13 protein-coding genes and 1 tRNA gene are annotated in these 12142 nt (G+C 41.7%); 10 read left to right on the top strand and 4 right to left on the bottom strand.

Translation table 11 applies throughout. The annotated features are described in order from the left end of the window. A partial coding sequence (locus WBA23_RS23260; RefSeq protein ID WP_424584671.1) for a hypothetical protein occupies window positions 1-186 on the bottom strand: 186 nt, incomplete at its 3' end. A 351-nt stretch (window positions 187-537) separates the two neighbouring features. Between WBA23_RS23260 and WBA23_RS23265 the strand changes: the two genes are divergently transcribed. The 9 genes from WBA23_RS23265 (at window position 538) to WBA23_RS23305 (ending at window position 7267) form a co-directional block, all read left to right on the top strand. Beyond that, complete coding sequence (locus tag WBA23_RS23265; protein ID WP_424584672.1) at window positions 538-1800, top strand: PP2C family protein-serine/threonine phosphatase; 1263 nt, start codon at window positions 538-540, stop codon at window positions 1798-1800. 12 nt (window positions 1801-1812) lie between these two features. Next, on the top strand, window positions 1813-2454 hold the full coding sequence (locus tag WBA23_RS23270; RefSeq protein ID WP_424584673.1) for a polysaccharide deacetylase family protein: 642 nt from the start codon (window positions 1813-1815) through the stop codon (window positions 2452-2454). Between the two features lie 88 nt (window positions 2455-2542). Then, window positions 2543-3310 (top strand): TatD family hydrolase, encoded by a 768-nt coding sequence (locus tag WBA23_RS23275; protein WP_424584674.1) that lies wholly within the window; start codon window positions 2543-2545, stop codon window positions 3308-3310. Between the two features lie 87 nt (window positions 3311-3397). After that, on the top strand, window positions 3398-4471 hold the full coding sequence (locus tag WBA23_RS23280) for an asparaginase (RefSeq protein WP_424584683.1): 1074 nt from the start codon (window positions 3398-3400) through the stop codon (window positions 4469-4471). A 358-nt stretch (window positions 4472-4829) separates the two neighbouring features. After that, window positions 4830-4920: transfer RNA gene (locus WBA23_RS23285), tRNA-Ser, on the top strand. A gap of 76 nt (window positions 4921-4996) precedes the next feature. Continuing rightward, the gene (locus tag WBA23_RS23290; protein WP_424584675.1) at window positions 4997-5869 is read left to right on the top strand and encodes a MotA/TolQ/ExbB proton channel family protein; all 873 of its coding nucleotides are present in this window, start codon (window positions 4997-4999) and stop codon (window positions 5867-5869) included. A gap of 33 nt (window positions 5870-5902) precedes the next feature. After that, entirely contained in the window at window positions 5903-6235 is a 333-nt protein-coding gene (locus tag WBA23_RS23295; protein WP_424584676.1) for a hypothetical protein, read from the top strand. 1 nt (window position 6236) lies between these two features. Beyond that, window positions 6237-6806, top strand: coding sequence for an ExbD/TolR family protein (locus tag WBA23_RS23300; protein WP_424584677.1), 570 nt, complete (start codon window positions 6237-6239; stop codon window positions 6804-6806). Further along, window positions 6806-7267 (top strand): ExbD/TolR family protein, encoded by a 462-nt coding sequence (locus WBA23_RS23305; RefSeq protein ID WP_424584678.1) that lies wholly within the window; start codon window positions 6806-6808, stop codon window positions 7265-7267. The genes WBA23_RS23300 and WBA23_RS23305 overlap by 1 nt, the downstream gene beginning before the upstream one ends. A gap of 575 nt (window positions 7268-7842) precedes the next feature. Here WBA23_RS23305 and WBA23_RS23310 read toward each other — a convergent pair. Then, window positions 7843-9225 carry an alpha-amylase family glycosyl hydrolase gene (locus WBA23_RS23310; RefSeq protein ID WP_424584679.1) on the bottom strand — a complete coding sequence of 461 codons (1383 nt, stop codon included), beginning with the start codon at window positions 9223-9225 and terminating at the stop codon, window positions 7843-7845. A 239-nt stretch (window positions 9226-9464) separates the two neighbouring features. On the opposite strand from WBA23_RS23310, the gene WBA23_RS23315 reads away from it, so the two are divergent. Further along, entirely contained in the window at window positions 9465-10325 is an 861-nt protein-coding gene (locus WBA23_RS23315; RefSeq protein WP_424584680.1) for a bacteriorhodopsin, read from the top strand. A gap of 93 nt (window positions 10326-10418) precedes the next feature. Here WBA23_RS23315 and WBA23_RS23320 read toward each other — a convergent pair whose 3' ends face one another. Further along, complete coding sequence (locus tag WBA23_RS23320; protein ID WP_424584681.1) at window positions 10419-11174, bottom strand: PIG-L deacetylase family protein; 756 nt, start codon at window positions 11172-11174, stop codon at window positions 10419-10421. Window positions 11175-11308: 134 nt separating this feature from the next. After that, window positions 11309-12142 (bottom strand): SDR family oxidoreductase (locus tag WBA23_RS23325; protein WP_424584682.1); only part of this gene is annotated, 834 nt, incomplete at its 5' end.

Below are 12142 nucleotides of genomic sequence, written 5' to 3' on the forward strand. Positions count from 1 at the left end.
GGCAATGCACTTCTCAGCAGCCTTGGCCAACGTATACCAATCGTCAGGAGCAGCGTTTTCTACTGCTTCGCGCGCTCGCTGGGTAGTTTTATCCGTATTGTTGTTGGCAAAGGTACTGAATGATATAGTCAGTAAGAAAGTAGCAGCAACTAGTGTTCGGAAGAGGGCATTAATAGTGTTTTTCATGATGTTTTGCTTTTTGAAATTACGTAACGTTGTTTGGTAGTAGTATTTCCAAACATATGCCTAAAATACAAATCACTGATTGTTAACGACTTATATCAATATCAGTAAATGCGACTGTCCGCAAACGAAACAATAGTGTTCTTTAACGAACACTTTGGATGCCTGCTTTTCTTATCTGACCACTATTTGGTAAGAAACGTTGTAAGAGTAAGCTAATTTAGAGTAAAAACTGTGTTAGCTACGCATATCTACTGAAAATGCTAACTTTGTTTTTATCTATATTCCTTAATTTAGGAAAAATATCTGGACAGCACCACTTTTTTATCTACAGCAGGAAACACGGGAGTTACTATGAAGATCACTGATACACTGCAAAATCAATTTGAGCTTAAAGAGTTAGAATTGAATTCGCTATTGGAAGTCACACAAGCAATTAATAACAACTTACCCGAAGCATCGCTTTACAAAATTTATAACTTTACTCTGCGGGCTAACCTTAGCATAAAAAAGTTGGCTCTTTATGTTTTACAAGAACAAGAAAGTTTGTCCGAACAGTGGGAGTGTAAAACTAATTTCGGCACCAACACTAGTTTTGATAAAGTATCACTCCCCCAGCATTTCCTGCCAATTCAGAAAATTAGCTACGTGCGTGATTTAGATGAACCAAGCCTCTTCGGTGAATTTGATATTTTAATTCCGGTACTGCATAAAGAACGCGTATTGGCTTTGGTTTTTGTAAGCGGACTTAAAAAAGACATTGATGCTTCATCAACCCAAACTGGCACTACGTTCATTCAAGCACTAAGTAATATTATTATCGTCGCCATTGAGAACAAAAAACTCGCGCGGCGTCAACTAGCTCAAGAAGCTATTCGTAAGGAAATGGAAATTGCCCAACAGGTACAACAATTTTTATTTCCTAAAAACTTACCTCGGCAGCCAGGTCTTTCGGTAGAAGCGAGCTACGTTCCCCACTATTCAGTAGGAGGCGATTACTACGACTTTATTCAATTAACGACCAACTACTTTTTGGTGTGTATCGCCGATGTGTCGGGGAAAGGCATTCCAGCGGCGTTACTGATGTCTAACTTTCAGGCGGCACTGCGCACCATTGCCCGGCAGACCATGAACCTGAAGGAGATTGTGAACGAGTTAAACTACCAAGTAATGCAAAGTGCCAATGGTGAAAATTTTATTACGTTCTTCGCAGCTATCTTTGACAAAGAATCGCGTAAGCTATTATACATTAATGCCGGACACATTCCTCCCCTGTTAATCTATCAAAATCAAGTTACTCAGCTTGACCAAGGCACCGTAATGCTCGGAAGTTTTCAGCCATTGCCTTTTTTAAATCAGGGCGTAATTTATGATCTCGATGATTTTTTACTATTTGCCTATACCGATGGGCTAACCGAAACCTTTAATGCAAACGAAGAAGAGTTCGGGATTGAGCGACTAGAACAACTGCTTACCCAACAAGCCTCTTCTGAATTACCATCACTGCACCAGGAAATATTCGATACACTTACCGAATTTAATGGCGGGAAGGAGTACGATGATGATATTACGTTTCTTTCGGTTCGGGTGGATACTTCTCAGTTAATGCAGGGTTAATCAACTGGGTTTATGAATTTTTTTAAGACCCCTTCTATGCTCAAACGCATTTATCCTAGTCTTATTTGGGATAAGTTTCAAGATGCCAACGGCCCTGAGCAAAAAAAAATTTACCTAACATTTGATGATGGTCCTATTCCGGAACTTACTCCTTGGGTGCTTCAAACGCTAAAAAGCTGGCAAGCCCGTAGCACCTTCTTCTGTGTGGGCAACAATATTCATCAGTACCCTAAACTATACCAAGCGGTAAAAGACGATGACCACCGAATAGGAAACCACACGTATAACCATTTGAATGGCTGGAATACCGATAACTTTCCTTACTTAAAAAATATTCTTAGATGCGAGAAGTTACTTTCCACTACGGATACATCCGAGAGAAAATTATTTCGCCCCCCCTACGGAAAAATTAAACTTAAGCAGATACAGCAACTGCTACCTCGCTATCAGATTATCATGTGGGACATTCTGTCGGGCGATTTTGACGCTGATTTCAACCATAATGCCTGCCTAGAACGTTGCATACAACACACTCGCCCCGGAACAATCATCATCTTTCACGACAACTACAAAGCACAAAAGAATCTCACCTATGTGCTACCGCGCTATTTGGAGCATTTTACCGAACAAGGGTATACGTTTGAAGTGTTATAGTGTTCAAGTTCTGAGTTTTCTGAGTTCTGAGTTCAGTAATTTTGAACAACTGAACACCTTAATACCTCGCATAATAACACTATAATCTATGGAATGGATTGATACACACGCCCATATTTACGATGAGCAATTTAAAGATAATATTGCCGATGTTCTGAGTCAGTGCCAGGAAGCCAAGGTGAATCGTATTTACATGCCCAATATTGACCGGACTTCTATTGACGCCATGCTAGAGCTGGAGCACCACTACCCTGAGCAGTGTGTTCCTATGATGGGATTGCATCCGTGCAGTGTGAAAAAAGACTTTGAACGGGAGCTTTATCTAGTAGAAGAATGGCTCGAAAAAAGACCGTTTGTAGCCGTAGGTGAAATTGGATTAGACTACTATTGGGATACAGCCTTTAAAGAACAGCAACAGGCGGCTTTTCGTATTCAAATAGATTTAGCTAAAAAACATCAGCTACCTATTGTAATTCATACTCGTGATTCGTTTGAGGATGCTATTCAAATGGTGGAAGAACTTAACGACGATGGTTTTACCGGAATATTTCATTGCTTTACTGGTAGTGCTGAGGAAGGTAAGCGCATCACTGATGCTGGCTTCTACTTAGGATTGGGAGGAGTAAGCACATTTAAGAATTCCGGTATGAACGAAGTAATCCCACATCTTGACATAAGTAAAATAGTGCTAGAAACGGATAGCCCGTATCTAGCTCCCACCCCCCATCGAGGTAAACGAAACGAACCTACCTACATCCCACTTATTGGAGAAAAAGTAGCCGAGTTTAGGAAAAGTACTTTGGAGGAAATTGCTGAGCAGACTACGCAGAATGCTCAAATTTTGTTTAGAAGCTAATTACTTACTTATCCGAGCATCCCTTTTATTGTGATTCCTCCCGATTGTACTGTAACTTTGGTATCTACTACCTACGGTTGCCGTACGATGGAAAAGTTTAAGTATAAAATTGTTAATATCAGTACGGCTAATTCGGCTTCCGCTAAAGCTTCGATACTGATTATCTACACGGGGGGAACACTAGGAATGACCTACGACGAAGCCGGAGTGCTGGCCCCATTTAATTTTTCCCAAACAGCAGAAAAAATACCTGCACTACGCCAATTTGATCTTCAGCTGACCGTAATCTCTTTCCCCCAACTGGTCGACTCATCCGATATCAACCCTAATCATTGGGTGGACTTAGCTTATATTGTGCACCAAAATTATCAGCGATACGACGGCTTCGTGGTGGTACACGGAACCGATACAATGGCCTATAGTGCCTCCGCGCTAAGCTTCATGCTAGAGGGGCTTAACAAACCTGTTATTTTTACTGGAGCTCAACTACCGATTGGTTCTAAACGATCTGATGCGCAAGAGAACTTTATTACTGCCCTGGAAATTGCTAGTGCTCAGATAGATGGCCACCCTATTGTGCCGGAGGTATGCGTATACTTTGGTAGTCACCTACTCCGGGGGAACCGTAGTAGTAAGCGACAAAGTATTCACTTCGATGCATTCACTTCCGAAAATTACCCCAGTTTGGCCGAAGCCGGAGTGCTTATCGACTATAATTTTCCTGCCATACGCCCCTACAACCCCAATAGCAAACTTGTCTATCATAACCAACTTGACTCTAACGTAGCCATCCTCAAACTTTTTCCTGGCATTAACCGGAAAGTAGTGGAGAGCATCTTGCAAATTCCTGATCTGAAGGGGTTAGTACTAGAAACTTTTGGTTCGGGTAATGCCCCCACCAATGCCTTTTTGCTCGACAGTTTAAGTGATGCCATTCAGCACGGACTTATTATCCTTAATATATCGCAGTGTGCTGGAGGAAGAGTAATTCAGGGACGGTACAAAACCAGCAAAAGTTTAGAAAATATTGGAGTAGTTAGTGGAAAAGATATGACCACGGAAGCTGCAATCACGAAGCTTATGTATTTGTTAGGTACAGAAAAATCCTCAGAGTTTATTCGGCAACAATTGCCGCTCGCGATCTGCGGCGAAACTTATTAAACGTCTCACTTATTAGAAAGTAAAACTCAGCGCGATTCTGGGAATAATACTAAAATTCCAAAAACTAGTTACAGTTCACTTTATAAGGCACTTTCTTTCGGATAGGGCAAGTACTATTTTTCGTATTTATTTATAATTTTATAGGAAAAGACGTTATTTTTCAGCTTGATTATCAATATAATCGCCGATTTTATTTATTCTTACTAGAAAAAATAGCATTTTATCTGAAAGTAATTTGGTAGCACCTTCTCTTTACAGGATTACAAAGCGATTTAGCCGGATTACTTGCATATGGCATAGATTATTGATTTATTTGTATTTGGCTGTGCCTTAAATAACAACAATCAGCCTACGCTAAGGAGAGGTGGCCGAGTGGCTGAAGGTGCTCGCCTGGAAAGTGAGTGTACCCCAAAAGGGTACCGCGGGTTCGAATCCCGCCCTCTCCGCCAGATTCTATTAAAGCTTTTTATTAAATTCTATTTTTAATCGTTTCGTAACACTACAAAAACTGACTACTAAACACTTATGAAAAAGTTATTCGCACTAATTTTCATGGTAGGCTTCCTTGCACTTGGTCAAGCCAACGTACTACTAGCCCAAGACATGGCTGATGACACCACTGCAATGGCCGAAGATTCCACTATGATGGAAGAACCTGAGCCAGAACCGGTACAAGCAGCTATTGAAGATGATCCTTTAGCTCCACCGGCTTCTGATCAGACTTTTCACCAAGCGGTGAAAGAGAAATTTATTGAAGGAGACTGGAAATTTATGTCTCCGGTACTTTTATGCTTAATCCTTGGATTAGCTATTGCTATTGAGCGTATTATCACCCTAAACTTAGCTACTACGAACAGTAAGAAGCTACTAGTTAAAGTGGAAGATGCTCTTAACTCGGGCGGGGTTGATGCTGCCTTAGACGTAACTCGGAACACTCGTGGCCCGGTAGCTTCTATCTTCACACAAGGATTAATGCGGATGACCGAGGGTATTGATATGGTAGAAAAATCTATCATCTCTTACGGTTCAGTAGAAATGGGTCGTTTGGAAAAAGGGCTCGTTTGGATTTCACTGTTTATCTCTATTGCTCCAATGCTTGGTTTCATGGGAACGGTAATTGGTATGATTGGTGCCTTTGATGCGATTGAAGCTGCCGGTGACATTTCTCCTTCACTAGTGGCAGGAGGTATTAAAGTAGCCCTACTAACTACAGTAGCGGGTCTGATTGTAGCGATTATTCTACAATTGTTTTACAACTACTGTGTTTCTAAGATTGATAGTTTAGTTAACGATATGGAAGATGCTTCCATTGCTCTAGTAGATCTATTAGTAAAGCATAGGCTTACTACGAGCACTGCTGGTACTGCCGGTACGGGTACTACTACTAGAGTTAAGTAAATTGTTTTAACTGAACTATTCTGAAGAATTATTATGGCTGAATTTGTTTCAACATACGGATTATTTGCAGCGTACATTCTAGTGGGTATTGCCCTAGTTGCTGCTATTGTGCTACCGGTTATTCAATCGTTCAGTGACCCTAAGTCGCTGTTGGGAACGGTAGTTGGACTTGTGATCATTGGTGTGATCTTCTTCATCGGTTTCTCTATTGCATCTGATGAAGTCACCAATGTGTATATGAATAATAACGTGACCGAAGGAACCACTTCCAAAATAATTGGAGGGGCCATTGTGACAATGTATATCCTGGTTATTCTGGCTATCGTCGGAATTGTTATTACCGAAGTAACTAAAGTTTTTAAATAATATGGCTAGGAAAAAACGCAGCGGAGGCGAAGTGAGTGCCGGTTCTATGGCCGACATTGCCTTCCTACTCCTTATTTTCTTTTTGGTAACTACTACCATTGCTTCCGACAAAGGGTTAGCGATTTCGCTTCCGCCTAAGCCGGACCCGAATGAACCACCACCCGATATTAAGTTTAATGAACGTAATATATTTAAGGTGCTGGTTAACTCTCAAGACCGAATGCTTGTAGAAGGCGAACCCATGAATGATGCTACTCAGCTTCGCGAAATGGTTCAGACCTTTGTGAATAACAACGGACGCGATCCGGAGTCTTCTGATAGCCCTACCAAAGCGGTAGTTTCTTTTAAAACCGACCGGGGAACAAGCTACGAACGGTATATTGAGATACTAGATGAATTGCAGGGAGCTTACTACGATATGTATGCTCGGCGGATGCAGCTAACAACCAAGCAAATCCGAGAAATTAGCGAGCAAGAACCTAGTGTTCAGGATGAGTACAAGGAGCTGAAAAAAGAGTATCCTATGCAAATATCTATTGCGGAACCATCTAAGACAGGGGGAGGTAACTAATGTCAAAGTTTAAGAAAAAGACATCCGCAAGTCAGGAAATTCCGACGTCGGCATTGCCTGATATTATTTTCATGCTGCTGTTCTTCTTTATGGTGACTACCGTTTTGCGAGAAACCACTATTTTGGTGGAGCAAAATTTGCCTAGAGCTGAGCAACTGCGGAAAATGCAGAAGAAATCGTTAGTGAGTTACATTTATATTGGTAAGCCAAAAGACCCCGAGCGGTACGGTGGCGAGCCTCGTATTCAGACTAATGATGTGCTTATTACTACCGATGATGTTGTGCAGTTTGTTGAAGCCGAGCGAACCAAATTAAGTGAAGCTGAGCGTAATCAAATCACTATGTCATTGAAAGTAGATGATGGTGCTAAAATGGGTTTAGTTTCTGATGTTCAGCAAGAACTTCGGGAAGCAAATGCACTAAAAGTACTGTATAACACTCCTCCTGAAGCTCCGGAGTAGCATAGAATTTTACTATAGAATTTAAACCTTTTTGCCTCGGCAAGAAGGTTTTTTTTATTTACAAGAAATTATTTAAGCAGATGAGTCAATACATATAACACACCTACTAATAGTAAAATATACCATACTATCATGAAAAAATGAATTATGGTATTTCTTGCTTGCTCTGCTGACTGTCTACTTTTTTTAACCTTAAGCTGAACCGGGGGAAACTGCTATTAAGAAAATTCAATGATAGCAGCTCTTGCATTTTATCATATAAATGAATGCAGAATTATTTAACAAACTCCCTTAGTATATAGAGGTAATCAGGATTTCATGTGAATGATGTTGATACTTAACCAATCTCAAATATCCTCATACTAGTTAGAATGGGCTAGATAATTAGACTAGCTAAAAGTAGTAGCGTTCCATCTTCTCTAGCTTACAGACGTACAAATTTCATATTCTTCAATAACCTTTTCAGTTTAGATTATGAATATATCTCTCACGAAGGAACGGGGCAAAAGCATTCAGTACCAGAGTATAACTTACTATCGCTAACTTCTTTATTCAATATTAACAGCACTCAAAACTTAGTTTTGCGCAAAGATCAAATACTGCCAAGGCTCTAATGAAAGCGTAGCCTCCGACGATAGGTCATACGACTGCTCAGTGAAATAATCCGAGTAGGTTCCGTTGATACTAGCATCCATGAGTTGTAACTCCTGAGGTTCGCCAGAAAAGTTCATAACTCCCACTACGGTATTATTATCTTTTTCTCGCTTGAAAGCATATACATTACTTCCTTGATTGATACGTTGTGGAAATCCTCCTTGAGCCCCAGCCCATAGAGCTGGATTTTCCTTTTTCAGTGTCACCAATTTTTTATAGAATGGCTGAAGTTGTTGTGGATCGCTCCAGTCAATAGTATCTTTCTCAAAGAATTTCAGCCGCTTATCTAAACCTACTTCCTGACCACTATACAGCATTGGTATCCCGTAGGCAGTAAAAATAAAGGCCGCAAACGTTTGATGACCTTCGCCGTAACGTTCAAACACCGTTCCGTTCCAGGAATTTTCATCGTGGTTGGTGATCATGGTCATTCGTAGCGGATGCTGACCATATTCTTGCAAATCCTTTTGAATCCAGTTAGCTAATGTATCAGCATTAGCTTTTCCTTTCCCTACTTCATCGGTTAAGTGAAGTAGCTCCCAGGCGTAGGTTGCATCAAACTCCAGATGCATCCGAGCTCCGTCCCATTCGGCCAGCCAAAATAAGTCCTTAAGCGGATCAAGTTCGGCAGTCGCTTCTTCCCAGAAGTAGAGCGGTATTTCGTGCCCAGCATGGTCGCATCGGAACCCGTCAATATCAAAGTTTTCTACCCAATACTTCATGTCAGCAATCATAGAACGGCGCGTTTCCGGATTGGTATGATCTAATAGAGCAATGTCGGTCCAGTCGGCTTCGTACACAATATTACCCTCCTCATCCTGTGCATAATAATCAGGATGCTCAGTAATCCAAGGATGGTCCCATGCAGTGTGGTTCGGCACCCAGTCCAATATTACATACATCCCCATCTTATGAGCCGTATCTACTAAAAGTTGAAAATCATCTTCGGTACCAAATTCAGGATTTACCGTACGGTAGTCGCTAATAGAATAGTAGCTACCTAGTGGTTCCTTTCGATTCTTTACACCAATAGGTTGTACGGGCATAATCCACAGAATACCAATACCTATGTCCTTTAAACGAGGCAGGTCATCAACAAAGGCACTGATGGTTCCTTCGGGCGTATGCTGACGGATATTTACTTCGTATACGGTAAGGGCGGCAGCTTTTTCGGGAAACTGCTCAGTAGAAGCTAGAGCTGGTTCGGTGGCTTCTACTTCAGTAGTAGGAGTAGGGTTAGCCTGAGGCTGGCAGGCCAGCAAGGTCGTGAATAAGACCAGGACTAGAACAATGGTTGATCTCATAATTAAATTTGTGTAGTTGCTATCGGTAAAGCAAAATTAAAATATTTATTGAAAAACTACTTCAGCGCAGAGTAGGTGAAAATGCGTCTGATTCTACCAGATAAAGTGAACTTACCAACAGTAGACTGGGTGCGACACAAGTTTGTTCAATATTATGAGTAGTTTATTTGAACAAAAAACGTAGCTTTAAATTAATAATAGTATGGATAACCTACATTTTTTAATTAACCAATAAACTAATGAACGAATTAGGAAACGCTACTTTTGAGAATTACATCGGATTAGAGCAAGGCTACTCCGAAATGGCTTACCAAATGGTAGCACACGTTCTCACACTAGGGTACGCCGTGATGCTGGCTGCACTACTGTACTTTGTACTCACGCTAAAGCAGGTTGCTCCCAAGTACCGAATGTCCAACATACTTTCGGTGGTGGTTATGGTTTCAGCCTTTTTGCTGCTTTACGTGCAGGCACAAAACTGGACTTCTGCCTTTGAATTTGATATTGAGCGAGGAAAGTATTATTTAGCTTCTGGTGCTGATTTATTTAACAACGGTTATCGCTACTTAAATTGGCTAATCGATGTACCTATGCTGTTATTCCAGATTCTGTTTGTAGTCTCGCTAACAAAAAGCAGCTTCACCAGTGTACGTAACCAGTTTTGGGTATCGGGTACACTCATGATTGTTACGGGTTATATTGGTCAGTTCTACGAAGTAACCGATATTGTTCTATTTGCCCTTTGGGGAGCCATATCTACGGTATTTTTTGCTCATATTCTCTGGTTAATGCGTAAAGTGGTTCGCGAAGGTAAGGAAGGAATTCCGGCTGATGCTAAAAGTACGCTGGGAGCAATCTGGGTACTATTCTTAGTTTCTTGGATGTTATACCCGGGAGCTTACTTAATGCCGCACTTATTAGGTATCAACGGAGCATTTTTTAACGAAACCGGAGTAGTAGCTCGGGAGATCACTTACACTATTGCTGATGTGTCGTCTAAGGTAATCTACGGAGTACTCTTGGGGGTAGCCGCTCAGCAGCTTAGCAAAGCCGAAGGGTACGTGTACGAACGTCAGGGTGAAGAAAAGCTTAGCGTATAAGCAGCGGTTAAGTTATCGGTGAATTATTTCCCATAGATTATTAGCCAACAAGAGTAGTTCTTGTTGGCTATTTTTTTATCTACTCAAATCTGGTTACAAAAAATACTCCTGTGGGTTTTGGTGATGAGCAACGAAAGCTTCAGCGTACGCACAGCCATATTCCATTCCCCGAAATTCTTCCATCTTACCGTGATCGTTAAAGTACTGCTGTTCGACATTCTGGCTCTTGTGAGCAAAACAAGCCTGATGCTTTTTTTCCCGCACAGAGCTTATATCCAGATAATGAGTAGGTGAAAAATTCTGGGTTTGCCCACCCGACACTACTTCGTAGTAGTATAGTGCCGCTTTCTGCCCCGATTGCAGCCAAGCATCGTAAATTAGGAGTGAACAAACCCGGTGGTCACGATGAGTGTCAACCGGCCAATGGGTAAAAATAATATCAGGTTGCTCCTTTTGCAGGTAGTCAGCCACCCGTTGATACCATTCGCTGTTAATCTCAGTACTTCCGTCTATTTGTCCCAGAAAGTTTGGTGTTGCCCCTAGTATCTGGCAAGCGGTTTTAGCTTCTTTCGTTCTGATCTCGGCCGCAATATCAACTGAGGTATTAGGTATTCCCGCTTCTCCGCGCGTTAGATAGCAGGCTACTACTTGGTGCCCTTCTTCCGATAACGCTGCCATTAGTCCACCGCAACCAGTTTCAGGATCATCTGGATGCCCTCCCGTTACCAAAACTTTTTTACTCTTACTATATTCTTTCTGCTGCGTTAAATCCAACGTACTCACGCCTAGTGCAGCTAAAGCTGATGAACGAGAAGTTTTTAGTAATTGACGGCGGGATAACTTTTTCATAAACTTTTTCGATAAAATAAGAAAAAGCAAATATATCAGAAGGAGAGCGCCAATTTAATGCCTTAAAATCGTAAGTCCCCAACCTTATTGACTATAATCTTTAAAATCATTTCTCGCCACTCGATTGTTCTTTGTTAAGAACGAAATAGATATACCAATCCGGCTACACTAAGAGCTACTCCAGCGGCTACGGCTGCTGTTGTTCCCCGGTGCGTAGTGGCCTGTACTTCTAAACTATCCTCGTTAGCCTCATTGTCGAATGAGCCGTGAGCACCTCGGTCTTCAGCAATTGGTTCCCATAAGTTATGCGGACGATCAAAATCCTCAGACTGCTCTGTTTGCTGCCCGGAGTAGCCTACTTTAGCTAAAAAACGATCTAACAAGGCAGGAATAAAAGTATTACCTAACGAAGTTTGTAGTGGTCCCATTCCAACGAATATCGAACGGCGCTTGTGATGGGCTGCATAGTAAATGGCACGAGCTGGTACTTCGGGCTGATAGATTTTACCCATCGGTTTGCCCCTCTTCGGCAAGCGAGATTTCACCCAGTCAAACTGAGTAGTATTAATCGCTGACAGATGCACCATTGTAAGATGTACATTACTATCATCATGAAACAACTCGGAACGCACCGAATCAAAGAAGCCATTCGTTGCGTGCTTAGAAGCACAGTAAGCCGATTGAAGAGGAATACCCCGGAAGGCCAATGCGGAGCCAACCAGTATAATAGTGCCTCGGTTACGAGGTTTCATTCGCTTAAGAGCTGCCATTGTTCCGTAAACCATGCCCAGAAATGTCACATCTACTACTCGCTCAAATTCTTCGGCAGTCATTTGCTCAAAGGGAGAAAATACGCTTTGCATAGCGTTGTTAACACACACATCAATTGGGCCGAACGTATCTTCCACCTGCTGGGCAGCATTTTCTACTTGAGCGTGATCTGATACATCAGTTTTGATAATTAGAGC

Source organism: Tunicatimonas sp., assembly GCF_049647865.1.
GTDB lineage: Bacteria > Bacteroidota > Bacteroidia > Cytophagales > Cyclobacteriaceae > Tunicatimonas.